At 46.7% G+C, this 25474-nt stretch carries 23 protein-coding genes; 9 read left to right on the forward strand and 14 right to left on the reverse strand.

Features of this window, described 5'->3' with window-relative positions; genetic code table 11:
- Positions 1 to 25 precede the first annotated feature (25 nt).
- Positions 26 to 1366: a DUF6600 domain-containing protein gene (locus ASG33_RS04230; RefSeq protein ID WP_056280734.1), complete on the reverse strand. Its 1341-nt coding sequence runs from the start codon at positions 1364 to 1366 to the stop codon at positions 26 to 28.
- Positions 1367 to 1670: 304 nt separating this feature from the next.
- On the opposite strand from ASG33_RS04230, the gene arfB reads away from it, so the two are divergent.
- A complete protein-coding gene (arfB, locus tag ASG33_RS04235) occupies positions 1671 to 2078 on the forward strand; it encodes an alternative ribosome rescue aminoacyl-tRNA hydrolase ArfB (RefSeq protein ID WP_056280735.1) in 408 nt (135 codons plus the stop codon).
- A gap of 22 nt (positions 2079 to 2100) precedes the next feature.
- Positions 2101 to 3342: an MFS transporter gene (locus tag ASG33_RS04240; RefSeq protein WP_056280737.1), complete on the forward strand. Its 1242-nt coding sequence runs from the start codon at positions 2101 to 2103 to the stop codon at positions 3340 to 3342.
- Between the two features lie 3 nt (positions 3343 to 3345).
- On the opposite strand, the gene ASG33_RS04245 is transcribed toward ASG33_RS04240, so the two are convergent.
- The 5 genes from ASG33_RS04245 to ASG33_RS04265 form a co-directional block, all read right to left on the reverse strand.
- The gene (locus ASG33_RS04245) at positions 3346 to 3681 is read right to left on the reverse strand and encodes a DUF6984 family protein (RefSeq protein ID WP_056280739.1); all 336 of its coding nucleotides are present in this window, start codon (positions 3679 to 3681) and stop codon (positions 3346 to 3348) included.
- Complete coding sequence (locus ASG33_RS04250) at positions 3678 to 4721, reverse strand: hypothetical protein (RefSeq protein WP_056280741.1); 1044 nt, start codon at positions 4719 to 4721, stop codon at positions 3678 to 3680. Before ASG33_RS04250 ends, ASG33_RS04245 begins: the two co-directional genes overlap by 4 nt.
- 279 nt (positions 4722 to 5000) lie before the next feature.
- Positions 5001 to 8435, reverse strand: a complete 3435-nt coding sequence (locus tag ASG33_RS04255) for a HEAT repeat domain-containing protein (protein ID WP_056280742.1) — start codon at positions 8433 to 8435, stop codon at positions 5001 to 5003.
- 36 nt (positions 8436 to 8471) lie between these two features.
- Positions 8472 to 8810 carry a HigA family addiction module antitoxin gene (locus tag ASG33_RS04260; protein ID WP_310589170.1) on the reverse strand — a complete coding sequence of 113 codons (339 nt, stop codon included), beginning with the start codon at positions 8808 to 8810 and terminating at the stop codon, positions 8472 to 8474.
- 6 nt (positions 8811 to 8816) lie between these two features.
- The gene (locus ASG33_RS04265) at positions 8817 to 9095 is read right to left on the reverse strand and encodes a type II toxin-antitoxin system RelE/ParE family toxin (protein WP_056280744.1); all 279 of its coding nucleotides are present in this window, start codon (positions 9093 to 9095) and stop codon (positions 8817 to 8819) included.
- Positions 9096 to 9258: 163 nt separating this feature from the next.
- Here ASG33_RS04265 and ASG33_RS04270 point away from each other — a divergent pair, with 163 nt between their 5' ends.
- Positions 9259 to 10563 carry a hemolysin family protein gene (locus tag ASG33_RS04270; RefSeq protein WP_056280746.1) on the forward strand — a complete coding sequence of 435 codons (1305 nt, stop codon included), beginning with the start codon at positions 9259 to 9261 and terminating at the stop codon, positions 10561 to 10563.
- A gap of 17 nt (positions 10564 to 10580) precedes the next feature.
- Positions 10581 to 10991 (forward strand): hypothetical protein, encoded by a 411-nt coding sequence (locus ASG33_RS04275; RefSeq protein ID WP_056280747.1) that lies wholly within the window; start codon positions 10581 to 10583, stop codon positions 10989 to 10991.
- Here ASG33_RS04275 and ASG33_RS04280 read toward each other — a convergent pair whose 3' ends face one another.
- From ASG33_RS04280 to atpA, 7 genes are all read right to left on the reverse strand, one after another.
- A complete protein-coding gene (locus ASG33_RS04280; protein WP_056280749.1) occupies positions 10992 to 11681 on the reverse strand; it encodes an SDR family NAD(P)-dependent oxidoreductase in 690 nt (229 codons plus the stop codon).
- A gap of 22 nt (positions 11682 to 11703) precedes the next feature.
- Positions 11704 to 12567 (reverse strand): UTP--glucose-1-phosphate uridylyltransferase GalU, encoded by an 864-nt coding sequence (galU, locus tag ASG33_RS04285; protein WP_056280752.1) that lies wholly within the window; start codon positions 12565 to 12567, stop codon positions 11704 to 11706.
- Between the two features lie 144 nt (positions 12568 to 12711).
- Positions 12712 to 13707 carry a mevalonate kinase gene (locus ASG33_RS04290; RefSeq protein WP_056283243.1) on the reverse strand — a complete coding sequence of 332 codons (996 nt, stop codon included), beginning with the start codon at positions 13705 to 13707 and terminating at the stop codon, positions 12712 to 12714.
- A gap of 178 nt (positions 13708 to 13885) precedes the next feature.
- Positions 13886 to 14413 carry a YceI family protein gene (locus ASG33_RS04295; RefSeq protein ID WP_056280754.1) on the reverse strand — a complete coding sequence of 176 codons (528 nt, stop codon included), beginning with the start codon at positions 14411 to 14413 and terminating at the stop codon, positions 13886 to 13888.
- A 125-nt stretch (positions 14414 to 14538) separates the two neighbouring features.
- Entirely contained in the window at positions 14539 to 15270 is a 732-nt protein-coding gene (locus ASG33_RS04300; RefSeq protein WP_056280756.1) for an outer membrane lipoprotein-sorting protein, read from the reverse strand.
- Between the two features lie 99 nt (positions 15271 to 15369).
- Complete coding sequence (gene atpG / locus ASG33_RS04305; RefSeq protein ID WP_056280758.1) at positions 15370 to 16254, reverse strand: ATP synthase F1 subunit gamma; 885 nt, start codon at positions 16252 to 16254, stop codon at positions 15370 to 15372.
- Positions 16255 to 16339: 85 nt separating this feature from the next.
- Positions 16340 to 17917, reverse strand: coding sequence for a F0F1 ATP synthase subunit alpha (gene atpA, locus ASG33_RS04310; RefSeq protein ID WP_056280760.1), 1578 nt, complete (start codon positions 17915 to 17917; stop codon positions 16340 to 16342).
- Positions 17918 to 18219: 302 nt separating this feature from the next.
- On the opposite strand from atpA, the gene ASG33_RS04315 reads away from it, so the two are divergent.
- From ASG33_RS04315 to ASG33_RS04335, 5 genes are all read left to right on the forward strand, one after another.
- A complete protein-coding gene (locus tag ASG33_RS04315; protein WP_056280762.1) occupies positions 18220 to 18978 on the forward strand; it encodes an FKBP-type peptidyl-prolyl cis-trans isomerase in 759 nt (252 codons plus the stop codon).
- Positions 18979 to 18992: 14 nt separating this feature from the next.
- Positions 18993 to 21116 carry a carboxy terminal-processing peptidase gene (locus ASG33_RS04320; RefSeq protein ID WP_056280764.1) on the forward strand — a complete coding sequence of 708 codons (2124 nt, stop codon included), beginning with the start codon at positions 18993 to 18995 and terminating at the stop codon, positions 21114 to 21116.
- 154 nt (positions 21117 to 21270) lie between these two features.
- Positions 21271 to 22050, forward strand: coding sequence for a 3-hydroxyacyl-CoA dehydrogenase (locus ASG33_RS04325; RefSeq protein WP_056280766.1), 780 nt, complete (start codon positions 21271 to 21273; stop codon positions 22048 to 22050).
- 497 nt (positions 22051 to 22547) lie between these two features.
- Positions 22548 to 22706: a hypothetical protein gene (locus ASG33_RS25715; protein WP_157474572.1), complete on the forward strand. Its 159-nt coding sequence runs from the start codon at positions 22548 to 22550 to the stop codon at positions 22704 to 22706.
- A 131-nt stretch (positions 22707 to 22837) separates the two neighbouring features.
- Entirely contained in the window at positions 22838 to 23377 is a 540-nt protein-coding gene (locus tag ASG33_RS04335; protein ID WP_056280771.1) for a 5' nucleotidase, NT5C type, read from the forward strand.
- A gap of 12 nt (positions 23378 to 23389) precedes the next feature.
- Here ASG33_RS04335 and uvrB read toward each other — a convergent pair whose 3' ends face one another.
- Complete coding sequence (gene uvrB, locus ASG33_RS04340; RefSeq protein ID WP_056280772.1) at positions 23390 to 25408, reverse strand: excinuclease ABC subunit UvrB; 2019 nt, start codon at positions 25406 to 25408, stop codon at positions 23390 to 23392.
- Positions 25409 to 25474 lie beyond the last annotated feature (66 nt).

A 25474-nucleotide genomic window follows, 5' to 3' on the forward strand; every position in this document is an offset into this window, starting at 1 on the left:
GGGTTTTCAAATACACTAACACCACTTATCTTGGCCCTCTTCCGCTTCTTTCAGAGGCACCCCGCGGTGCACTTTCCTGGGAAGAACGACCATTATTTCTGGGCTCGGGAGCACTTCTTTCCTGGCGGCTCGAACGCTGCGGCGCTTCATAAGATCCGCGGCCCGGATTGACCGGCGCATCATTTGAGCGGCTTGGTCTGGCACTTCTTTCAGAACCGAATCCTGGATTAACCTCCCTGCTGCTGCGATCAGGCTGACGGGGCGCTTCGTACCGGTTATTGCTGCGGTTGTCAGAAGGAAATGACGGCTCAGCTTCCCTGGTCCGGCCTCTTCTCATATTATCAGGAGCTTCCACCGGATTACGCGGCGCATTGTTGATACGGTCGCCGGGACTACGATCAACAGGGCTACGGTCACCGCGATCCGAATTGTCGCTGATCCTTGCATTATTAATGCGTTCATCACGACGATCAGCATTTTCGTTGACCCGACCGCTGCTGATGCGGTCATTTCTGTCAAAATCGTTATTCCCACGATCCCTGCTGCTGTTATCATTATCGCCCCTTCCATTGCGGTTGGCATCAATGACAGATCCGCGGCGGTTCGGTTCGTATCTTGCACCCCGGTCGTCACCACGTGAATCGTACCGGTTATCACCTCTGCTGTTCCCGGCTACAATCACCCTGCCGCGGCCACTCGGTGTTGCATCAATTGTACGCACAGGTACGCTTCTTCGCGTCACACGCTCAATCTCATCCCGGCGCGGCCCATACACATAAGTGCGGTTGTTGCTGCGATAATAATTGTTGATAATCACAGTTTGATTGTAAACGTTTGTGACTCTCCGGCGCGGCGGGCAGTAGTTGTACCAGTTGCGGTAAGTGACATAACGTTGTGGTACAAACACCCACCAGAAGGAAGGAATGTTTACCGACACATTGATATTCACCCCGGGACCCAGCGGCGCCCAACCATAATAGCCTCCACCCGAACGCCAGTTTACCCAGGCAGGCCCCCATTCGTAATCAGGTACCCAAAACCAGCCCACGTAATCGTCGAAAGACCACCGGCCATAGTGGAACGGTGCCCAGCCCCAGTCGTAGTCGGACACCCATGTGTTACCATATTCGGTAACTTCCCAATATCCGTTGGTGGAGTAGGGTTGAAAACCTCTTGGTACGTCAGGCACCCAAATGGAGCCGAACTGCGGATTGCGCACCCACCTTCCGTAGGGTGACAATTCTTCGTAAAATGTTTGAAAAGAAATGCTTACCCCGGGTTGAGCCTGGGTTTTATTGGACACCGTAACACCGCCTAACATGAAAATGCACAGGCCGAGAATCCGAAGTATGCGCGTGGTGCTCATGGCTGTATGTTTAAATTGTTTTCTGTTTTTAAAAATCGTTTCTTGGACATCAATTTTTGCTGCCGGTTTAATGCTATTTGACAGACTACCGAACAGGCTTCAAGGTTGCTTTCAGCATTTTAATGTCAATTTTTGCAACCCTAGGGAAGGTACTTAATGTAAATTCTTCTTCCACAGCTTATTAGTAGCATTTTTAATGAAATGAATCTGTTAGCCAGACAGGTAATCTGACAATTGAACAAGCAGATAGCCCTATTTAGCCAAAAAACATTAACAAGCGTTAACAATATTTCTCCTCCTGATAATGATAAATCCGGACACACTTCACAATGAATTGACCTTCCAGACAGCCCGCAGCGGTGGCGCCGGAGGACAAAATGTTAATAAAGTAGAAACAAAGGTGGAACTGAGATTTGATATCCTGCATTCGACGGTACTTACTGACGAACAGAAGCAAATGCTCATCGAAAAACTTGCCTCCAAGTTAACGAATGACAAAGTCCTGGTATTATACCACCAGACCGAGCGCTCGCAGCTGGCCAACAAGGACAAAGTAATCGCCAAGTTTGATCAGCTGATCAAACAGGCATTTACAGTTAAAAAAAGCCGGAAACCTACCCGGCCCACCAACGCTTCCAGGCTGGAAAGGTTGAAAGACAAGCAGCGCAATGCGATCGTAAAATCGCTGCGGAAGAAAACTTTTGAAGATTAAGACTGCTCAACACATACCGATAATGCACTCCGTTACAACTGTTCAGCCCAAAATAAGCGCTGTTCTTACATTGCCCGTGATTGTAGCCTCACTCGGCTATTTCGTGGATGTTTACGACCTGCTGCTGTTCAATATCGTGCGTGTTCCAAGTCTCAAAGATTTGGGCCTGAGCGAAGAAGAAATCTCCCGGATCGGTGCCAATATTTATAACTGGCAGCAGGCGGGATTGCTGATCGGTGGCTTCATGTGGGGAGTTCTGGGCGATAAGCTGGGGCGGCGATCAGTGCTGTTTGGCTCAATACTGACCTACTCGCTCGCAAACATTGCCTGCGGTTTTACCAGTAACGTAGAGATTTACTCCTTGTTACGTTTCATCGCAGGACTTGGCCTGGCTGGTGAGCTGGGTGCGGGTATCACATTGATAGCCGAAATCCTGCCGCGGGAGCTCAGGGGATACGGAGCCTCGGTGGTAGCGAGCGTCGGACTTGCCGGAGCAATTGCGGCTTTCTTTGCCGTTAAGCTTACGGACTGGCGCACGGCGTACTTTATAGGTGGCGGAATGGGGTTGATCCTGTTGGTTATGCGTTTCAATGTGCTTGAATCCTCGGTTTTTAGTAAAAGTCTGGAAAAGCGGGGAGCCAGGCGGGTACCCTGGTGGACGTTGTTCATAAGCTGGTCGCGGCTGATAAGGTACCTTCGCTGCATGGGGATCGGGCTGCCAACGTACATGGTAATCGGTATTTACTCCACCTTTGGTAACGAATTCGCTAAGGCACTTGGAATACCAGGTGAAGTGCAGGCGGGGACCTGCGTGCTGTATACTTACATTGGTGTAGTCACCGGCGACTTTTTCAGCGGTATTCTGAGTCAGTGGTTGAAATCACGGCGCACAGCTATTCTGGTTATGATCACAATGACTTTGGCCGGGGTAGGGTGGCTGCTTTACGGGGGTATCAGGTCGGCAGAAGTATTGTATATCTGCTACGTCTGGCTTGGATTTTCAATCGGGTACATTGCGATGTTCCTGACCACGACTGCGGAGCAATTTGGCACCAATCTCCGGGCTACTGCCACTACCTCGGTAGCGAACAATGTGCGCGCTACGGTACTGATTACATTGCCCCTGTTCCAATTGCTGAAGCCTTCCTCCGGTGTATTGCATTCCGGAGCGATTGTAGGCGGCATTTGTTTTACCCTGGCTTTATTGTCGCTTTGGAAAATGGAGGAAACCTACGGCAAAGAGCTTGACTATGAGGAGCTGTAACCCTTACTTCACTGCCGGAGTGCCGAAAATCAGCTTGTCCGGGGTGGGATATACAAGCAGTTTTGTAAAATCAGTTTTCCAGAAATCCAGGTCGAGTAACCTGTTGTTCTCATCTTTTGTGAGCGTAATTACAACCGGAGTTCCATCCTGGTCCACGTATTCGACCTGTATCAGATCTCCGGCATATGCATCCACATTGCCGCCCAGACTGATACTTCCCATTACGCCGCCTTCGTATTCATCTACATTTTCATCGACCGGAAAATCGTCAGGGTTGAGGTTGATGTGTGTAAGCAAAAATGTAATAAGGTCTTTTTCGTTTTGACGGATCTGTCTCATTTAGTGGGGGTAGAAATGGTTTTATTGCGCCACTGTTCAGCCTTTCTTCCTACAAACCAGAATGAAAGTGCAAGTATTGCAAAGAAAATGCCTTTGTTGGTACGGTCCCAGAAGTACTCAAAATACCGGGTGTAAATGTTTAGCAGAAAGAAGATCAGGCACAAGTCGCGGAGGACATACAAACCTTTTTGAAATGCATAATAGAGCATTCCGGCGAGCATCAATGTAAATGCAGCTGCCCAATACCAGAAATGGCCTTGTTTCAGCAATTTCCAACCCTCCCAATCGTCATAGTTCCCGAATATAGAAAGTGTCCAGGCCGCGAGTAGGAAGAGAAAAAGGCCGATGCTATAAGTGACTTCCTGTAAAAACTTCATTGAGCCGGAGCGCTTCAAAAGGAAGGAAGAACCCCAGACAGCCAGTCCGAAAACTGTCATCCGCAGCGGATAATTCATTCCCAAAAACCGGAAACTGCCCTTTGACCAGTAATGGGTTTGCGCGCCCCACCAGCCGGCAAGTGAAATAATCATCACCGTCCAGAGCAGGGTTGAGCGTAATAGAACAGCTATGCCGCCATAAACAACCGCCGCAATCAGCAATGGCAGTGCGTAGTTGCTTTGCGCATCGGCGAAACTGCGCGTCCAGTAGGTGACAGCAATGGCGACTGTGAGGATGATCGTAATATTGTAGGCTTCGTTGCTTGCGCGTGCCTGTGGAAAGCGGATTTGTCTTCTTTTGGCAAGAAAAACAAACAATGCAGTCAGGAGAGAAAAGCCTATCCCGAAAATATTCTCGGAAATACCCCATTTCTGTCGCAGCATTTCCAGCCACTTTTCATCGATAACCAATGCGCCGAAAGCCAGCAGGCCACACGAAATGGCTGAGATCAATGCGTAAATGGCGATTGCATCCACATTCGAATTGCGCAGCTGGTAACTTCCCCGCAGCTGTTCTGCCTGTTCCCTGGATATCTGGTTACTTTCCTCCCAGAAAAGAATGGCTTTGTTAACAGTTTCGGCTTCTTTTTTATCTAATTCCATTCCGGTTTTTAGTGCATCATTTTACAAAGTCTGTGCCGATGAACTGTCAGAAGCATCACTATTGTAATACCTATTTAGCAAAAATGATAAATTTCTGCCAAGCCGCACTTGCAATCAATAGCACAATTGGTTGAAATCCACTGAATTCGTCGAAGTTTTGATCAAACCCGTCGAAAGTTCAGCCCCATTGGACGAATGTTTTTCAAGCACTCATAAGTAAAAAGCAAAAAAGGCTGCCAAGGATAACCTGACAGCCTCTTTTGCTTTTTTCAATCTCTTTTATCTCTTCAATCCCGACAAAAATTCAACTACATCTCGGATTTCCCTTTTTGACATAATTGTTCCCATTGGCGGCATGCTTGAAGGTACATTCTCCCTTTTTGCGATACGCGCCGTGGCAATTTTGAGCGGCTCGGCTTCGGAAGTTTTTAGTACCAGTTCATGCTCATTTTCCTGCGCCAGTACGCCTGCAGCTGTTGTGCCGTCCTTCAAAGTCAGGATTACCATTCCGTAACCTGGTGATAAACGCGCGCTCGGCTCGATCAACGCCTGCAATATCTGCTCGCGTGAAAGTACGTTTCCGATGTTCGAAAGAGATGGCCCAACTTCGCCACCTTGTCCGCCTATCGAGTGACAGCGCACGCATTCTGCGGCTGAGCTTGTCAGGAAGTACCGACGGCCCAGCTGCGCATTTCCGCCAAATAGTGCATCCTGGTAATCGGCAACGGTAGCACCTTTGGAACGCATTGGAGCCAGTTTCGAAATCAATGCGGTCGATTTTGTTGAGTCAATGGCCTCTCCAAGATCAAGCGCGAGACTTGGCGGAAGTTTCTTGGCTTCCATTCTGCCGATCAGATCATTCAGGATTGTTTCGGTTTTAGCGACTGGCAGGCTGCCCAGTACTTTCAGCATCTGCTGTTGCTCTCTCAAGCTGCCTTTTTCAAAGATCTGGTTTGAAATGTCAGTCAATGTTTCCTTTGACATATTCACACTTCCTACCATTCCCAATGCAGCAGTACGAACATCGGCGTCAGCATCTGACATTCCTTTTTTCATTACCGCGTCCATTCCTGTATAATTCAGCTTATTCAATGCAACCAGCATTGCCGCGCGCACCTTTGAATCCTTATTCTCATTCAGGATTTTTACCAAACTTTCATTGCTGTCAGAAATGTTCAGGTTTGTCAGGATCTGCGAAGTAGCAATTAATATAGTCGGGTCGCTTTCCTCCAAAAGGTCAGCAATGATCGGCTGTACTTTGGCTTTAATAGCAGCTGGATCTCGGGTGATAACGCCCCGGTAACGTCCATCCACACGGTCCATTACTGACGGACTTGCCCAGCTACCCAATGTTGCCAGCGCTTCTGCCCTTATTTCCTTGTCAACATCTTTTCTTTTCGTAAATGCGATCAGATCGTTCAGTTGAGCCTCTCCGCCCACTCTTAACGCCGCATTGATTGCGCGGCGAAGTAGCGGCTCAGACTTAAATCTTTTCTCGTTTAAAGTACCTGCAAGCGCCTGCAATGCACCCGGGATAGAAAGATCATCATTGATCGCACGCGCTGCCTCTGCTACGATGTACTCATCCTTATCCTGCAGGAAAATACTGATACCATCATTTTTCATCCTGCGAAGTACCAGTACCGCAGCAGTACGCACCGATTTTTCAGGATTGTTGGCCAATGCAAGGATCGGCTGGGCTTCTCCAATGCGCGATAATGCAAGCACAGCAGCGTGGCGCAGGTACACATCTTCATCATTGTTAGCCTTGATCATGCTGATCAGCGGCGCAACTCCGTCTTTGTACTTGATCCTTCCGATCGCCTGCGCAGCATAAAACTGTACACGCGGGTTTTTACTCGACAGCATTGGTACCAGCATCGGGCCGGCTTCCGCAATGCGTGCATCGCCCAGTACTTTGGCTGCCTGTACGGTAACCTCTTCGTCAGAATCTTTCAGTAATGTCATCAATACATTGGCGTAAGATATATCCTCTCTTGCCAATTGCCCCATTCCCCAAATCCCGTGAATGCGACCGAACTGATTTTCTTTTTGTGCAATTGCTTTGTTCAAAACCGCCGCGCCTTTCGCGCCGCGTGAAGCCAGCTCGAACTGCGACTTCTGCCTGATCCGCATATCCTGATTTGATAACAGCTTCAATAACATATCGTCATTTTGCTGTGCATAATCAAGCTGCATGAATTTCTTGGTCTCTGCGCGAAGTGCTTTCAGGTCGTTCTTTTCTTCTGTTACATCCAGTTTCCAAACGCGCCCGTAGTTTTTGGTATCCCATCCATTGATCCAGTCGGCTACGTACAAGGCGCCATCAGGACCGAAACGGATGCCGGTTGGAAGAATACCCGACAAAATATTTTTCTCTCCATTCAGCACGAAAGATGCGCCTTTTGGTTTGAGCCCGAAAGCCCAGATCGGCGAGCGGGCCGGGTTACCTACGAATTCTACAAGGAAAAACTTGTTCTTCCATTCAGAGCCGAGCGCAGTTCCCGGGTTGTATTGCATTCCTGTTGGTCCATTGTGGAAATTCTGGATAGGAGGGATAATGTAAGCCGCCTGACCTTCCCAGCGTGGTTTGAAGAGTTGTTCGTCCATCCACACTTTATAGCTGTTGTTTTTCGGATCGGTATACTTTCCGTACTGCCAGTTGGAGCGCCAACCTGCATCAGATCCTTCCACTACGTGCACCAAACGCTCGCTTTCGCCCGGGTGGTCACCGTCGTTGTCCGAGCTGATCAGGTTACCATATTCGTCGAATACGAATTCATGCGTATTTCTCAAACCGTGTGCAAAAACTTCAAAGTCACTTCCATCCGGATTGGAACGTGCAATGATACCCGAGTTCGGATGCTCGTGTTTTACACCTTCTTTGGTCGTAATGTTGGCACCAATATCACCAATGTTCCAGTAGATTTTTCCGTCTGGCCCCTCAATCGGGTTGGACATACCGTGACCACCGAAACCGATATGTACCCCGTATCCGTGACTGATTGAAGTCTTTTCATCGAGGACACCGTCGCCGTTTGTATCCCTTAATCTCCAAAGATCAGGCGCGATGGCAACGAATGCATCTTTGGCGCGGATCAGCACACCGCCTGCAACGTCTGACACTTCTTCAAAAAAGTCGTCAAGAATGCGCGTCGATTTGTCGGCAATACCATCATTGTCGGTATCCTGAATTTTCCAGACCTCGTCTTTTTCAACTGCAAGATCTTTCCAGTCGTGAGATCCGTCGCCATTCAAATCTTTCAGCCAGCTATTTTCCTTGCTTTTTTCGGGTGCAAAAGTACTGCGTAAAAACGCGCGGCGCTCTTCTACAGTTTGCAACCCAATGGAAGCGGTCATCCAGTTCTGGTGACCGCGGATATCGAATTCTGAGTTCTTCTGGCGGTTGGTACGGTTGAGGTATACTGCACCCCAATCGTCAACTGCAATCGCAACCGGGTCGGGAGCGAGGGAATCGGAAGCCCAGAGATCCAGTTTGAGTCCGTCTGCGAGCTTAACCGAGGTTTTTTCACGAATTTCTTTGGCCCTAGCCTTTCCTGTGGCCGCATCTTCTTTCACAATCACTGCCGTGCTGTTGGTCTTGGTAGTTTTACCGAAAGATCCGGAAGGCGACATTTTCATACACGAAACCACCACAACAGTAGTCCCGGCCAGGAGTAGTAAAGGTTTTTTTAGTTTGATTTTAGAGATCATTGAGCTGGTTCATTAACTATTATTCTTGATTTTCTTTTATGATGCAGATCTAAACTGCTCTCTGCCGCCAGGTAGAAAGTGTTTTATATCTGCTCGATTTATTTTCTTTTCTGCATGCCAAAGTTCGTAATCTCTTTGGAGCTTCAACCAGAATTCAGGAGTAGAGCCAAATGCTTCCGATAAGCGTACTGCCATCTCGGAACTAACTCCCTGATGCTCATTTAAGATATTTGAGAGTGTTTTTGCCGTTATACCAAGCCCTTCGGCAATCTGACGAATCGTGAGATCGTGTCCAGTCTCTTGCTTAATTCCTTCGATTACATCCCTTATCATTGAGCCTGGATGTGGAGGCATCATACCGCGTTTCATCATCATTTTAACTTAGTGGTAATCGAGATAATCTACTTCAGAGGCATTCCCATCTTCAAACCGAAAGATAATCCTCCAATTACCGTCGACTCTAACAGACCAGAAATCTCGTAAAGAGCCCTTTAACGGGTGCAATGCCCAGCCAACAACGTCCATGTCTTCGATCGAGCCGGCTTCATCTAATCGGTACAAAATTCTTCTTATCCGTTCAATGTGGTGTGCTTGCAACTTGGCTGGATTATCGTTTTCAAAGAATAATCTCAAACCTTTATGCCTGAAATGAATGATCATGCTATGTTCAAAAGTAACACATAAGGTTATGTGTTACAATCAAAAGAAAAAGTTAGAAAAGGATTCTGCTCAGTTTGCATGCGGGCGTCTTCAATTTCTCAATGGAACAATTTTTTGTTAACATGCAGGATAAACGAACATAAAAACGTCTACTTCCAAGTTAATGGCTATACAGGTTTTAATTACGTTGGTGCTTGTGCTCCTCAATGGTTTTTTTGTTGCAGCTGAGTTTGCAATCGTCAAGATCCGGGCTTCCCAGTTAGAGCAAAAGGCGCAGGAGGGGAATAAAATGGCGATTTTGTCTAAACAAATCGTAGCCAACCTAGACGGATACCTGGCCGCTACCCAGTTCGGGATCACACTGGCAAGCCTTGGATTGGGCTGGATAGGAGAGCCTGTTGTTTCCAAAATCCTGATCGGCGCAATGGAGCTAGTCGGTATCTCACTGGATCCTGTGCTCGCACATCAGATCGCATTGCCAACCGCATTTGCTATTATCACCGTACTCCATATTGTTTTCGGCGAGCTTGCGCCTAAGTCCATCGCCATTCAGCGGCCGGAGGCAACTACATTGGTTTTGTCGTATCCATTGCACATCTTCTTTTTGATTTTCAGGCCAATCGTCTGGATGCTTAACGGCATTGCCAACTTTATCCTGAAAACAATCGGTATCACACCATCCCACGGAAGCGACGTGCATAGCAGCGACGAGCTCCGGTATCTGGTCCAGCAGCAAAAGGAAAGCGGAATGATCGAAGCTGCCGATTACGACCTGATCAAGAATGCATTCGATTTTTCAGAGCGGCTGGCGCGGCAGGTTATGATTCCGCGTCCGCAGATCGTAGGCGTTGATATCAACGATTTTGATGAAGAAAAGCTGGAAAAGATCATTGAAGAAGGCTACTCAAGAATTCCGGTTTATGAAGATACCCTCGATCAGATCGTGGGCGTGCTGCATTTAAAAGATCTGCTGTTGAAAATGCGGCAGGGAAAAGATATCGTACTCCAGGAGCTGGTAAGACCGATTTCCACCGTACATGGTTCAAAACCGATTGGTGCATTACTTCGGGATTTTCAGGTTAACCGTCAGCAAATGGCCGCTATTGTCAATGAATATGGCGGGATCGACGGGATTATCACAATGGAAGATATACTGGAAGAACTGGTCGGCGAAATCCAGGATGAATACGATAATGAAACACCGATCATCAAAAATGAGGGTGATAAGAGCTTCATTGTACTCGGTTCCATTTCCATTGAAGACCTGAACGAACGTTTGCCGCACGATTTGTCAAAAGGAAGTGAATACGAGACTTTGGCAGGTTATCTGATCTGGAAATTTGGCAGGATACCTTCTGTCGGCGAGAAATTCAAGACCCGCAATTATGAATTTACTGTCTTAAAAAAACAGCGGAGTACGATTACGCAGGTGAAAATTGCATTGCTGGATAATCAAAGTGTCATTTGATATACTAACCTGAAACTATGAAAAGCTACGTACTTATTGTTTGTGTCCTGCTTGCGGCAATATTGTATGTCCCGAAAGCGAATGCGCAGAAGTCGAAGAAGGGGGATAGTTTCCCAACATACGAGCAAATCCGGGGAGACCGGCGCGAGATATTTGACCACGTTGCTCCCGTGCAGGTGGTCGACCAGAATGTTGCCGGGGAAACAGGAAAGCTGCACGTTCCGGTTACATTGCGGCGCTTTGATGCATTTGGATACCCGCCTGACAGCACGATCTATTACTTAAACGGGAGAAAGATCAAAAGCCAGAAAGCGGCAGAGGCGGAGCTCAGGGAAAAAGCCGGGAATGTGGAGCGGGTCTCGATCGGTGAAGTTGACAAAAAAGGAATGCGTGTGATCGAGATTGATTACGAGCTTAAAAAACAGTAATCAAGCCTGATGGTATAGTTTCAACACCGTTTCTTTCATTTTACTTCCGGTTTCGCTCAGGATAAACGCGATACTTTCGGCCATATCTTTCGGAGAGATCCACTTCGTAAAATCAGAACCAGGCATTGCTTCCCGGTTATCGGGCGTGTCAATGATACTTGGAACAACGACCGAAGCGGAGATATTGCTTTTCTTGCTTTCTGCATTGATCACATCCGCCGTTTGAAAAAGCAACGATTTTGATAAAGCATAAGCAAAACTGCCCGCGCCCTGATCAGGTACAAGCGCCGGCCGGGCACCGACCAGAATGAACTGTCCTCCACCATTTTCCTCAAAATGCGCTTTAAGAGGTTTAATCAGGTTGAATGCGGTCAGAAAATTCATGCTGATCATCTTCTCAATATCCTGCAATGTGGTCGCTTCCAGCTTTCCGGGAGCAAATCCGCCGGCCAGTAAAACGGCTGCATCGATCCTGCCAGCTTTCGCTACTGCATTTGCAGCAAACGCTTCTGCCTGTTCAGGCTTAGTGAGATCAGCTTCGTAAGTTGAAACAAAAGCCGGATCAAAGTCGCCGGCTTTTGTTGTGTTTCTCAAATTGATATGCAAACCATAACCCAGACTGATCAGTTTCCCGGCAACTACTTTGCCCAGGTTGCCCGTTGCTCCGCTTACAATGATGTGTTTTCCCATGATCAATCAGAATAGTTCTGGTTTATTTTTCAAGAATGCGGATCAGGAATTCGCGGAAAGGCTCTGCAAACTCTTTTCTTTTTAATGCAAATTCAACGGTTGTTTTGAGATAATCCAGCTTGTCACCGATATCGTGACGCTTACCTTCAATGTGGTGCGCATAAATATTTTCACGCTTCAAAAGTAGCAGCAGTGAGTCTGTTAGCTGAATTTCGTTGTTCTTCCCTTTGGGAGTTTGCTCAATGGTATTAAAAATCTCAGGAGTCAGAATGTAGCGGCCTGCAATCGCCAGGTTCGAAGGAGCAGATTCGATCGCGGGTTTCTCAACCAGCGTAGAAAGCTCCATGATGGAGTCGCTTAACGTTTTTCCGCCTACAATTCCGTACCGGTTAACCTTATTGGCCGGTACCTGTTCCACTGCGATTACCGAACCTCCGTATTGCTCGTAAGTGTCCATCAGCTGCTGCGTGACAGGAATAACCGAATCCATGATCGTATCCCCAAGCAAAACCGCAAACGGTTCATTGCCCACGTGGTGACGTGCATAATAAATTGCATCGCCCAAGCCATTTGCTTCCTTTTGGCGGACAAAATGCACATTTGCCATATCTGCCAATCGGCGCATTTCATTAAACCAAAGCAGGTCTTCTTTTTCTTCCAGCCTCGTTTCCAGCTCTACGTTCCGGTCAAAATGGTCTTCGATGGCCCGCTTACCCTTTCCCGAAATGATCAGAATATCTTCTATACCGGAATCAACAGCCTCTTGAACTACATATTGGATGGTCGGGATGTCGATAATGGGAAGCATTTCCTTCGGCATCGATTTGGTAGCTGGTAAAAACCGGGTTCCAAGTCCGGCAGCAGGTATTACGGCTTTGCGAATCATATGTTGGCTTTCGGCCGTCGGCTTTCGGCTTCCGGCTTTTTTAAGTGATAAATTTCTGCCTATGCAGGCGTATTCTCTATGAAATTATAAGTAAAAGCTTCGAGCCAGATATTCTTAGCTGATAGCTGATAGCTGATAGCTGATTTAAACTACGAACGGCTTTATGACACGTGCGTTATGCTTTTTTAATTGTACAAAAAGCTGGTTGAGCATATCGTCGTCGCGGTAAATGCCAATGATTGTGCCTCCGGATCCGGCAAATTTAGCTGACGCGCCACAAGCTCTGGCCGCATTGATCAGCCTTTTATTTGAGTCGGGTACATTGTAAATCTGACAGCGAAGATCAAAGTTTTCATTCATCAACTGGTGCAGGTCATCGGCCCTGCCTTCCAGCAAAGCTTGTCGTCCCTGTTCAGCTTTTCCGGCAATCTGCCCCAGGATATCGATAACGTGCGCTTCTCCGCGGTCGAATCTTGTGCGGACATCGCTGTGTACCTTGCCCGAAACCTTGCTGAGATTGGTGTTATAGGCGACGTAAAGTTTGGGCAGGAGTTCCGGATTAATGCGTTCATAAAGTCCGTGGCCTTTTTGTTCGATCATTGTTTTGTCGAAATCCATATACACACAACCTTCGTAACATTGGATAACACGATCCTGCAACCCTGCGGTAATGCCCAGTTCTTCGGTTTCGGTGACCATAACAAGCTGCGGCAGGATTTCCAGTGGGATTTCAACCTTATAGAACTGCATCAAAGCGCGGAAAAGCGCAACGACAATCGCGCTGGAACCCGACATCCCCACTTGTCTCGGAATGGATGAGCGGTAGCGCACTGTGAAGTTCCTGTTCGGCAGCCTGATTCCCTGCTCTTCGCAGTAATCGCCAAACTTCTTGATGCCTGCTTTGATTAATGGAATACCGCCATTATAACCCAGCATGCTTACTGTGTCACGCAGGTGGAAAATGCTACGGAATGTGCTCAGATCCTGCGGCTGGGCTTCTATATGTAGTTCCGGAGATTCGTAGAGCGAAATGGAGGCACCGAAGTTCCTGACCGAAATGGAAATTGTTTTTCCGAAAAAACCGTCAGATGGATTGCCCAGTAGCCCTGCCCGGGCGTAAGCGCGTGTCTCAATGATCAAGGTGAAGTCTTTTTTTGCCAAAAGTAATAACTTATTGACGATACAAAGACGTTTTACCCCTATACGAAATTTGCAATACGGTAAAATCCGTGTTTGGCTATCTCAACAGGCTGAAAATAAAAAAAGCGGGACAAATAAATGTCCACGCTTGTTGAAGAGACTGGTTTACTGATATATCTTATTGCTTAACTACTTGGATGTTAGCGATCAATTTAACTTCATCACCAACAACCACGCCGCCAGCTTCTGTGACTGCACTCCATTCCAGGCCAAATTCCTTACGGTTGATTTTGCCTGTTACTTCAAAACCGGATTTATTATTTCCGTAAAAGTCTGTCATGTTACCACCGTACTCTACCGCAAATTCAAAAGGCTTGGTAATCCCTTTTACAGACAGATCTCCTTTAAGTGTGTAGCTCTCAGATCCTGTTTTGGCAAGTTTGCCGGTAAAGGAAAGTTTAGGGTGTTTTTCCGATTCGAAAAAATCACCTGACTTCAAGTGCTCGTCGCGTTGCGCCTGGTTGGTGTCAACGCTCGCAGTATCTGCTGAAAAGTTAACAGTCGCTCCGTCAAAGTCCTCGGTCTCAGTTTCAACTGATCCTTCAAAGGTTCTGAAATAACCTGTAACTGTTGAAATTACAAGGTGTTTTACCTTAAACTGAATTTCTGAATGTGTTGGGTCAATCACCCATTTTGTGGTAGCCATAACGGTAGTGTTTTTGATGTATGTAATAACATTTAATGTATATACATGTAAATACGAATAATAGTTTCAAACACACAAAAAAATCCCGAACAATGTCCGGGATTTTTTTGTGATGTCTTACCAGGTCACTTCGGCATTTCGAAAATCGCGGGGTCAATTTTTGGGTTCACTTCGAGCGTCTTGATGTGCAATGCCATCTTAGTGCCAGGCATTGCGGATGTTGAAACCTCCGAAGTAAAGGGGTAGTATATTCCATCCACCTGCCGGAAGTCAGACTGCATGTTTTCAGATTCAATATCCTGGCCGTTAATATTCGTCTTCGCCACAATTTTCAGGATGTAAAATGTGTCTTTGGAGATATAGTTAACCCTTTTTACACCATTTTTCAAGGTCATCGTCACCTTGTATACCTTCGCACCAGCTAAATCTTCCTCTCCATCCAATGTCAGCTGGTAGCCTTTCTGTTTGTAGTTATATAAACCTGTAATGTCAGTTTCCGACGCCATTGACTTCACCGCTTCTTCGGGCAATGCAGTTGGTTTTGTCTCGCCTGTCATCGGGTTAATCGTCCAGCCGGTATTTCCATTGATAGCCTGCACAATAGTAGAACCTTGTACCACAGTCTCGCTTCTGAAAGCCTGGTTCTGAACGATAGTGGTATTGATAGGTACTTTCATGTTCATCACATCCATTTCGGCCGTGATTTTCATGCTTTGCAATTTGGACAGCTTATCCTCACCACCCATTGCATTAATATGTTTCGAAACAATCTCATCCACGCTCTGCGCCTGAACACTCGTAAAAATGCCAGAGAGAATCAGGAGCAGGAATATGGTTTTAACTAGTCTGTTCGTCATGATTTACATGGTTGTTGTTGTTAGTGGTTAAATATAGCAACAAAAAAACGAGCGAACAGTGCTTGTTCGCTCGTTTGAATTAGTGCAGTTTACTGCTATTTAGTTCTTCAATGCTTCGGCACCACCTACGATTTCAAGGATTTCCTTGGTAATCGCCGCCTGGCGGGTACGGTTGTAAACCAGTCTGAGATCTTTAAGAAGTTCCTGCGCATTTTCAGTTGCTTTGTCCATTGCCGTCATCCGCGCGCCCTGTTCAGAAGCGTTGGATTCCAAAACAGCACGGTACAGCTGGATTTTCAATGACTTTGGAATAAGCTCGGTTAAAATCTCTTCCTCAGTAGGTTCGAAGATATAGTTAACCTCAGCTTTTGTCGTTTTAGCGCTTTTATCTTCATTTGGGATCGGCAGGTACCGGTCTGCGTGAATGATCTGCGTAGCTACGTTTTTAAATTCATTGTATACAAGGTCCACTGCATCAAAGCGTCCATCGGTGAATGCTTTCATGATCTCTTCGGCTGCCAGTTTTACATTTGTAAAGCTTAGTCTTCCAAAAAGGTCTGTGTAACCAATATTAACAAGAAGTCCGCGACGGCTCAGCGACTCAGCGCCTTTCTTGCCAATTGCGAAAATCTCAACATTTCCTTTGCGTGCCTGCTCAGCATACCTCTGCTCGATCAGCGCAAGTGTTGCTTTAATGATGTTGGTGTTGAATGCACCGCACAGTCCGCGATCGGAGGTGATCACTACGATCAAAACCTTCTCCACCGGACGTACTGTTTTCAATGGGCTATCCCCGGAACTTTCGGCTCCGGCAGAAACAGTTGCGAGCATTTCACTCAGTTTCTGGGCATAAGGGCGCATTTGTAAGATACCATCCTGAGCCCTGCGCAGTTTTGCCGCAGCAACCATCTTCATTGCTTTGGTGATCTGCTGCGTAGAGTTAACCGACACAATGCGGCTACGTACTTCTTTTAAGCTTGCCATTATTTGGAAGTTTAAAACATATCCGGTCGATGCCGGGGGTTGATATTTGGAAAAGGGAGCAGAGATCCTGCTCCCTTTTTAAGACTTAGTGATATTTAACAGCAACTTCTCTGGCTACTTTTTCGATCACGTCAGTAACGCTGTTGTCCAGCTTACCTGCACGCAATGCAGCAAGTGCCTCTTTGTGCTGGCCGCTAAGAACGGTGAGGAAGTCTGTCTCAAACTCTTTCACTTTGTTCACGTCCACTGAATCCAGCAATCCTTTTGTAGAAGCATATACGGTAGCAACCTGCATTTCAACAGGAACTGGTGCATACTGAGGCTGTTTCAAAACTTCCTGGTTACGACGACCACGGTCGATCGCAAGCTTGGTAGCAGCATCAAGGTCAGATCCGAATTTCGCAAAAGCTTCAAGCTCGCGGAACTGCGCCTGGTCCAGTTTAAGGGTACCAGATACTTTCTTCATTGATTTGATCTGAGCATTACCACCCACACGTGATACCGAGATACCTACGTTGATCGCAGGACGGATACCAGAGTTGAACAGGTTGGATTCAAGGAAGATCTGCCCGTCAGTAATCGAAATTACGTTGGTAGGAATGTAAGCAGAAACGTCACCAGCCTGTGTTTCGATAATTGGAAGAGCTGTGAGTGAACCACCACCTTTTACCACATTTTTCAATGAAGGAGGAAGGTCGTTCATGTTTCTTGCGATGCTGTCATCAGCGATCACTTTTGCAGCACGTTCCAAAAGGCGGCTATGGAGATAGAATACGTCTCCTGGATAAGCTTCACGGCCCGGAGGGCGACGAAGCAGCAGGGAAACTTCGCGGTAAGCTACCGCTTGTTTTGAAAGGTCATCGTAAATAACCAAAGCAGGACGACCTGTATCACGGAAATATTCACCGATCGCAGCACCTGTAAATGGCGCATAAAATTGCATTGGCGAAGGATCAGAAGCACCAGCTGCAACGATTACGGTGTAATCCATTGCACCATACTTGCGAAGTGTAGCTTCGATTCCTTTGATAGTGGAAGCTTTCTGACCGCAGGCTACGTAAATACAGTAAACCGGCTCGCCTTTGTCGAAGTATTCTTTTTGATTGATAATCGTATCGATTGCCACAGCTGTTTTACCAGTCTGACGGTCACCGATAATCAGCTCGCGCTGACCGCGGCCGATGGGGATCATCGCGTCGATCGCTTTGATACCTGTCTGCAGAGGCTCAGTTACCGGCTGACGGTAAATAACACCAGGCGCTTTACGCTCGATAGGCATTTCGTAAACTTCCCCCAGAATAGGGCCGTTTCCGTCAATAGGTTCAGCGAGGGTATTTACAACACGGCCTATGATTCCGTCACCCACTTTTACAGAGGCGATTTCTTTCGTACGCTTTACTGTTGCACCTTCCTTAATGTCGCTGAAATCTCCAAGCAATACGGCGCCGACATTATCTTCTTCCAGGTTAAGAGCCAAGGCTTTCAGCCCTGTTTCGAACACAAGCAGCTCACCTGCCTGTACCTGAGAGAGACCATAAATACGGGCAACACCGTCACCAACCTGAAGAACTGTCCCTACTTCTTCGAGCTCTGCTTCTGATCTGGCGCCTGCGAGTTGTTCGCGCAGGATAGCCGAAACTTCATCCGGTCTAACAGATACCATAGTATAATTGACTTATTTAGAGTATAGTAGTAAGTTTTTGAAAACTGCCGCAAAGGTAGTGTTTAATTTTGGTAAAAACAGTATGTTCTGAATAGTATAATTAAGGAGAAAGTACGGTCCCGTAAAATTAGATTATTCCAAGTATCAAGCCTGAATGCCCTTTTAGACACGATTTACCGTTTGTAAGCTATAAGGAACATTTTTAAAACTTTTTTAGGTACTAATTGTGTTTTTGTTGTAATTGAATTCGTTAATACCACTTACATCTGAAAAGTTTATTTTATCGTCCATCAATCAGTATAATGTACAAATTAGAAAAAACCATTTTGGCAGCGTTGTTATTAGGCGCATTTGTAACAACGGAAGGCAACACACAGACTATCAAGAAAACGACCAAACCAGCTGCGGCTGTAAAGAAGGCGCCGGCAGCACCAGCAAAAGCAGCAACAACGCCTTTAGTACTCAAAACTCAGATGGATTCTTTGTCAGCGGCAATTGGAGTAAGCTTTGCCAATTCGCTATCCTCACAGGGAGTGTCAGGCATCAATACCGAGGTACTTACGAGAACAATCAATGCAGCGCTCAAAGGTAGCAAAACTACGTTCTCACCTGAGGATGCCAATGCATTTATAGGAAGCTATTTTCAAAAAATGATGGAAGAAAAAGGAGCAGTTGTTCGGATTGAGGGAGAAAAATTCCTGGCAGAAAACAAGAAAAGAACAGGTGTGACAACCACTGAAAGCGGATTGCAATATGAAGTGATCAAAACCGGCGACGGTCCGAAACCTGCTGCAACTGATAAAGTAAAAACGCATTACCACGGAACTCTGACCAATGGAACGGTTTTTGACAGTTCGGTCGACAGGGGGGAACCCGTTGAGTTTCCGGTAAATGGCGTGATAAAAGGTTGGACGGAAGCACTTCAATTAATGCCGGTCGGATCAAAATGGAAGCTATACATTCCTTATCAGCTTGCGTACGGAGAGCGGGCCGCGGGACCTCAGATACCAGCTTATTCAGCATTGGTTTTCGAGGTCGAATTACTAGAAATAATTAAATAGGAAAACGTGCGATAATGAGAAAGTACTTAATCACTCTTATACCGGTTGTGTTGCTCGGATGGCAGCGGGGCCCTGTTCAGGATCATACGGCAACAGTACCTGCTGTTGGAACGTCATCAATGGAAGATGACATCAAGCCAATCCCTGCTCAATACAAGGCGGAGGAGTTGACTACACGTATTTTGTCAAGTTATCATTATAGAAAAACCAAGCTGAACGATTCGTTATCCGAGGCGATTTTCGACAAGTATATCGACGGAATCGACCATGGTAAGCTGTATTACCTGGCCGAGGATATGAAGCAATTCGAGCAGTATAAAGATCAGTTTGATGATTATCTGCAGAAGAGAGAGCTGGATGTCCCCTTCCAGATCTATAACGTTTTCAGAAAGCGCTACAAGGAAAGAAGCGAGTATATCCAGAATTTGCTAGGTCAGGCGAAACCTTTTGATTTTACAACAGACGAATCAATGGACACTGACCGTGAAAAAGCAACTTGGGCAAAAAGTACTGACGAGCTGAATGACACTTGGAGAAAATACCTGAAAAGCGAGGCACTTGACCTTAAACTCTCCGGAAAAGCGGATACTGCAGTAATTACCACCCTGCGTGATCGGTACAAAAACCGCGACCGCGCATTGGGCCGTATCCGTACCGAGCAGGTTTTTCAGATGTATATGAATGCGTATGCAGAGTCAATGGATCCGCATACCAGCTATATGGCGCCTACCTCTGCGGATCGTTTCAAGCAGGAAATGAGCCAGTCACTTGAAGGTATCGGTGCACTGCTTGGAGAAGAAGATAATTACATCAAGATCAAAGATGTAATTCCTGGCGGACCAGCATTCAAAGGAAAGCAGCTTAAGAAAGAGGATAAGATTGTGGCGGTAGCGCAGGGTGACGAGGGTAAAATGGTGGATATCATCGGCTGGTTCGTTGACGACGCTGTGAAGCTGATCAAAGGGCCAAAATCTACCGTGGTTCGTCTGCAGGTAATCTCCGCCGACGCATTGCCAGGAACTCCTCCTAAAGAATACCGTCTTGTTCGTGAGAAAATTAAACTGGAAGAGCAACGCGCCAAGAGCGAAATCGTTTCGATCAACAACGCGAACAAAACTTTCAAAATCGGTGTGATCGACATTCCATTGTTCTATCGCGATTTTGAAGGAGCTCAACACAGAGAAAAGGAATTTTCAAGTACTACGCGTGACGTACAAAAGCTGATTACCGAGTTGCAGGCTTCTAATGTAGATGGTATCGTGATCGACTTGCGTAATAATGGTGGTGGCTCGTTGACAGAGGCTGTTTCTCTTACTGGCTTGTTTATTAACAGAGGTCCTGTTGTTCAGGTGAAAGAAGGTCAGGGCGAGATTGAGGTTCAGTCAGACAATGATCCTGCTATTGCTTACGATGGACCAATGGCGGTAATGGTAAACCGGTTTAGTGCTTCTGCTTCCGAAATCTTTGCCGCAGCTATTCAGGATTACAAACGCGGAATTATTGTTGGTGAGCAGACTTACGGTAAAGGAACGGTTCAAACTTTGATCGATCTTAACCAATGGGTACCAAAAGAAACTGACCAGCTTGGTCAGGTGAAATTGACGGTTGCTAAGTTTTACCGAATCAATGGAAGCAGCACGCAGCTAAAAGGCGTTATGCCAGATCTGGAATTACCAACCGCATTTAAAGAAAATGAATACGGTGAAGGTTCTCAGCCAAGTGCATTGCCATGGGATCAGATTCCATCATCGAAATACGAGGTTACCAATAGCGTTAATCCAAAGATGATCGAGCAGCTGCGCGATAAGTACAAGCATCGGTTGAAAACGGATGATGAATTGAAAACACTTGCAAAAACGTTGCAGGAGTTCAAGGAAGCCCGCGAAAACAAGGTGGTATCACTGCAGGAATCGAAACGTAAAATCGAAAGAGACGAAGCCGAGAAAAAAAGAGCGGCAATGAAACAGCTGGGAGAAGATGCAACTGACGGAGACGAAGATGAAGACTCGAAAGCGGTAGAAGCTCCAAAAGAGGCGAAAAAGAAAAAAGACATATATCTGACCGAAACCGGTCGCATGCTGGCTGATCTGATCGTGATATCAAAAGAGCCAAGCCTTGCAGGCGCTAAAAAGAAGTAAAAAGTACCATTCCATGAACTGAGAAGAGGGCGATTCCATACGGAGTTGCCCTCTTCGTTTTTAAGGTATAATGAGAAAAATTCTTAGATTCGTACTTCTCACAAGCATGTGATAGAAGCAGTTAATGCGCTTGGCAAGACTAAATGGAATAAGCATGCAGCTCAAAGACACAACAGCATTGGTTACCGGCGGCGCCTCCGGACTAGGAGAAGCGACAGTACGCTTATTCGTACAGGCAGGTGCTAATGTGGTGATCCTGGATCTCAATGAAGCGGCCGGACAAAGCCTCGAAGCGGCATTCGCCGGTCAGGTTGTGTTTGTAAAAACGGACGTTTCCAGTGAAAGCGAAGTGCAGAATGCGTTGGACTTAGCGCTGGGAAGATTTGGTAACATTCACATAGTTGTCAATTGTGCGGGTGTTGCTCCCGCCCGAAAGATCGTCGGCAAAAATGACGGTGTTTACGGACCGCATTCCCTGGAAATTTTTGAAAAAACAATTCGCACCAACCTCATTGGTACCTTCAATGTGATGCGCCTGGCTGCATTTGTTATGGAGAAAAATGAGCCGAATGAAGAAGGCGAACGCGGCGTTATTATCAATACAGCGTCTGTTGCGGCTTATGATGGACAAATGGGGCAGGTAGCTTATGCGGCAAGTAAAGGCGGCATTGTCAGTATGACATTGCCGGTAGCACGTGATCTTGCCAGGTCGGGGATTCGCGTCATGGCGATTGCTCCGGGCCTTTTTGAAACGCCTCTGATGCTCGGATTACCGGAGGAAGCCAGGCTTTCGCTTGGACAGCAGATTCCATTTCCATCCCGTCTCGGAAGGCCATCGGAATATGCGTTGCTAGCTAAATCAATCGTTGAGAATCCAATGCTCAATGGAGAAGTAATCCGCCTCGACGGGGCGATCAGAATGGCGGCCAAATAATGCAGGCACTTTTCAACATATTAACTACGCGGCCAACACTTTTAAAGTGGCTCTTTCTGGTGGTTTTATCTACCGGGAGCTCCCTCTTTCGGGATGCAGCATACAGCGGTGCTTTCCGCACAGAGCAGGTATATACAGCGGAAGCGCGGCAAACTGCTGGTATAACCATCAGCCTTTTCCGCTCAGCTACTTCTGTTAGAGCTTCCGTAAAAGCAGGAATAAACAGGTTTAGCTTAGCTTTCTTATTTCAATTTGCAAGAGCAACAAACACGCGGTACAAGCTGCTTGCTGTTATCTTTTTGTCCATTCTCTACAAACTCCGGCAGATCAACTCGCAGCTATACTGCCGAATTCTCCACCTGCCGGTTCCGGTTTTTTCCAGATCCTGAACAATCTGTATTGTTCTGTTGCTACGCCTGGCATTCTCGCCAGCGCGTACACATTTATGCCGTTTTCAGTTTTGGAAACGGTAAGTATCCATTTATAAAATCTGGGGAATGAATGCGGGAAAATATTTTAGCAGCGCAAGAAAATGGTTGCGCCGACTGGCTATGGCCTATATGCTTGGTTTTGCGAATGCAATCAATCAGGAGACAAAAATGATGGACGATCCATTCTTTAAAACAGAGCAGGTATTACCGGATGACAAAGATTAGCCGGATGTAAATCGCAGCGCCCGGATCAGAATGGTAGCAAGTTCGGGCGCTCAATTTTATCACCTGAGTTGCAGAATTGTTTAATAGTACCTGCACCTTATGTACTTTTGGACAAGAAACATAGCTTATAAATGAACAGGAAATCGATTGCAGTAGATATGGACAATGTCCTCGTTGACATTGAAATTAATTGGATTAACGCTTACGAGAAGGCTTTTGGAGTAAGAGTAAGCCGGGAAGCAATGCTCGGTATCCCCGAAGATCAGGCATTTCCCGATCCGGTAGCTGCCTGGGGTTTGCTGTACCAACCTGGATTTTTCCGTAACGCTCCGGTGATCGCGGGCGCTCAGGAGGCTATCCTGAAATTGCAGGAAAACTATGAGATTTACATCGTATCTGCCGCGATGGAGTTCCCGAATTCACTTCTTGAAAAACACGATTGGCTGGGTGAACATTTTCCGTCCATTCATTGGAGAAACATTGTTTTTTGCGGTGATAAAAGCGTGATCAACACTGATTACCTGATCGACGATCATTTGAAAAACCTAGACTTCTGCAAGGGAACGCCGATCCTTTTCTCGGCATCACATAATGCGGGTATCGATAAACATCGCCGGGTAAACAGCTGGGCGGAAGTATTGGAGTTGTTTGAAGAGGAGAATGCTAAATAGAATCTAGCATTCTCATTGTTCTTCTTTTACCTTTTCTTTGAGCTGTAACAACTCGTCGCGCAGCCTGGCAGCTTCCAGGAAGTCCATGTCTTTGGCTGCAGCTTCCATTTTTCGCTGGGTTTCTGCGATGAGTTTTTGCAGATCGTTTTTACCCATATACTGTACCACCGGATCAGCTGCGATCCTAATTTCCTGCGGTTCTACGTACACTTTCCGCACTTTGGAATCAGCCACCGAGGTTTGCTCCATAATCGCTTCTTTCGATTTTAGGATCGTTTTTGGTACAATGCCATTCTCAAAGTTGTACTCCATCTGAATGGCGCGGCGACGGTTTGTCTCATCGATCGCAAGCTGCATCGACCCGGTCATTACATCAGCATACATAATTACCTTCCCGCGGTCATTACGCGCCGCGCGGCCGATCGTCTGGATCATAGAGCGCGTATCACGCAGGAATCCTTCCTTATCCGCGTCCATAATGGCTACGAGTGATACTTCCGGTAAATCCAGACCTTCGCGCAAGAGGTTTACGCCCACAAGTACATCAAATATACCCAGCCGAAGCTCCCTCAAAATCTCAACCCGGTCCAGCGCTTTTACCTCCGAGTGGATGTACCGGCATTTGATACCAACGCGGTCCAGGTATTTGCTTAACTCCTCGGCCATTCTTTTCGTTAGCGTGGTTACCAGAACGCGATCGCCCATTTTGATCCGCTCAGTGATTTCTTCGAGCAGATTATCGATCTGGTTCAGACTTGGTCTGACCTCGATTTCCGGATCCAGTAGTCCGGTAGGGCGGATAATCTGTTCTACCACTACACCTTCCGATTTCCTGAGCTCATAATCCGCCGGCGTGGCACTTACGAAAATCGTCTGCGGTGTCATATCTTCAAACTCCTGGAATGTAAGCGGCCGGTTGTCCAGTGCAGAAGGAAGCCTGAAACCGTATTCTACCAAAGCCTCTTTCCTGGACCGGTCGCCGCCCCACATCGCGCGGATCTGCGGCATAGTCACGTGGCTTTCGTCCACTACCATTAAAAAATCGTCAGGGAAATAGTCTAGCAGGCAGAATGGCCGCTGGCCTGGCAGTCGCCTGTCGAAATAGCGCGAGTAATTCTCGATACCCGAGCAGTAACCCAGCTCGCGCATCATTTCCATATCAAATTCAGTACGTTCCTTCACGCGCTCCGCTTCTGCCAGTCTGCCTTCTTTGGTGAAGAACTGAATTTGCTGCACAAGATCATTCTGTATTTCTGAAATCGACTGCGTAAGTACATCGCGGCCCGTTACAAACAGGTTGGCAGGAAATATGGCCACTGCTTTTTCTGACGAGATCTTTTTTCCTGTTTCCGGCTCAATGCGCTGGATCTCCTCAATTTCATCTCCAAAAAAGATAAAGCGATAAGCAAAATCAGCATACCCCGGATAAACGTCAACAGTATCGCCTTTGACGCGGAAATTACCCCGGTTGAATTCCAGTTCGGTCCTGCTGTAAAGGATTTCCACCAGTCTGAACAAAAACTGGTTCCTGCTAAAAATATCGCCCAGCTTTGCACTTACAATGCTCTTCTTGTATTCGTGCGGGTTACCGGCACCATAAATGCACGAAACCGACGCCACGACAATAACATCGCGTCGACCGCTCATCAATGAAGAAACCGTATGCAGCCGCAGCTTTTCGATTTCCTGATTGATCATCAGGTCTTTTTCTATATACGTGTTGGTAGTGGATATAAAAGCTTCCGGCTGGTAGTAGTCATAATAACTGATAAAGTACTCGACTGCATTATTGGGGAAAAACTGCTTGAATTCGCCGTAAAGCTGTGCTGCCAGGGTTTTATTGTGGCTGAGCACCAGGGTAGGTTTGTTGACGCGGGCTACTACATTGGCGACCGTAAATGTCTTGCCCGATCCGGTTACCCCTAGTAACGTTTGTGCTGGTTCGCCAGCTTGTAATCCTTGAACAAGTTGTTCGATTGCGTCGGGCTGATCACCCGTAGGTTGGTATTGGGAAGTGAGTTCGAAGTTCATAACGCATATTAGGCCGTACCGGAAATAACGCATTTCAAAGATAGATTAGTTTCTTTGAAATGCGTC

It is taken from the genome of Dyadobacter sp. Leaf189, from assembly GCF_001424405.1.
Taxonomy (GTDB): Bacteria; Bacteroidota; Bacteroidia; order Cytophagales; family Spirosomataceae; genus Dyadobacter.

Bases quoted from the DNA above. Each gene is read 5' to 3' on its own strand.
- ASG33_RS04230 (WP_056280734.1), bottom strand. From the start codon at position 1,366: ATGAGCACCACGCGCATACTTCGGATTCTCGGCCTGTGCATTTTCATG.
- arfB (WP_056280735.1), top strand. From the start codon at position 1,671: ATGATAAATCCGGACACACTTCACAATGAATTGACCTTCCAGACAGCC.
- ASG33_RS04240 (WP_056280737.1), top strand. From the start codon at position 2,101: ATGCACTCCGTTACAACTGTTCAGCCCAAAATAAGCGCTGTTCTTACA.
- ASG33_RS04245 (WP_056280739.1), bottom strand. From the start codon at position 3,681: ATGAGACAGATCCGTCAAAACGAAAAAGACCTTATTACATTTTTGCTT.
- ASG33_RS04250 (WP_056280741.1), bottom strand. From the start codon at position 4,721: ATGGAATTAGATAAAAAAGAAGCCGAAACTGTTAACAAAGCCATTCTT.
- ASG33_RS04255 (WP_056280742.1), bottom strand. From the start codon at position 8,435: ATGATCTCTAAAATCAAACTAAAAAAACCTTTACTACTCCTGGCCGGG.
- ASG33_RS04260 (WP_310589170.1), bottom strand. From the start codon at position 8,810: ATGATGATGAAACGCGGTATGATGCCTCCACATCCAGGCTCAATGATA.
- ASG33_RS04265 (WP_056280744.1), bottom strand. From the start codon at position 9,095: ATGATCATTCATTTCAGGCATAAAGGTTTGAGATTATTCTTTGAAAAC.
- ASG33_RS04270 (WP_056280746.1), top strand. From the start codon at position 9,259: ATGGCTATACAGGTTTTAATTACGTTGGTGCTTGTGCTCCTCAATGGT.
- ASG33_RS04275 (WP_056280747.1), top strand. From the start codon at position 10,581: ATGAAAAGCTACGTACTTATTGTTTGTGTCCTGCTTGCGGCAATATTG.
- ASG33_RS04280 (WP_056280749.1), bottom strand. From the start codon at position 11,681: ATGGGAAAACACATCATTGTAAGCGGAGCAACGGGCAACCTGGGCAAA.
- galU (WP_056280752.1), bottom strand. From the start codon at position 12,567: ATGATTCGCAAAGCCGTAATACCTGCTGCCGGACTTGGAACCCGGTTT.
- ASG33_RS04295 (WP_056280754.1), bottom strand. From the start codon at position 14,413: ATGGCTACCACAAAATGGGTGATTGACCCAACACATTCAGAAATTCAG.
- ASG33_RS04300 (WP_056280756.1), bottom strand. From the start codon at position 15,270: ATGACGAACAGACTAGTTAAAACCATATTCCTGCTCCTGATTCTCTCT.
- atpG (WP_056280758.1), bottom strand. From the start codon at position 16,254: ATGGCAAGCTTAAAAGAAGTACGTAGCCGCATTGTGTCGGTTAACTCT.
- atpA (WP_056280760.1), bottom strand. From the start codon at position 17,917: ATGGTATCTGTTAGACCGGATGAAGTTTCGGCTATCCTGCGCGAACAA.
- ASG33_RS04315 (WP_056280762.1), top strand. From the start codon at position 18,220: ATGTACAAATTAGAAAAAACCATTTTGGCAGCGTTGTTATTAGGCGCA.
- ASG33_RS04320 (WP_056280764.1), top strand. From the start codon at position 18,993: ATGAGAAAGTACTTAATCACTCTTATACCGGTTGTGTTGCTCGGATGG.
- ASG33_RS04325 (WP_056280766.1), top strand. From the start codon at position 21,271: ATGCAGCTCAAAGACACAACAGCATTGGTTACCGGCGGCGCCTCCGGA.
- ASG33_RS25715 (WP_157474572.1), top strand. From the start codon at position 22,548: ATGAATGCGGGAAAATATTTTAGCAGCGCAAGAAAATGGTTGCGCCGA.
- ASG33_RS04335 (WP_056280771.1), top strand. From the start codon at position 22,838: ATGAACAGGAAATCGATTGCAGTAGATATGGACAATGTCCTCGTTGAC.
- uvrB (WP_056280772.1), bottom strand. From the start codon at position 25,408: ATGAACTTCGAACTCACTTCCCAATACCAACCTACGGGTGATCAGCCC.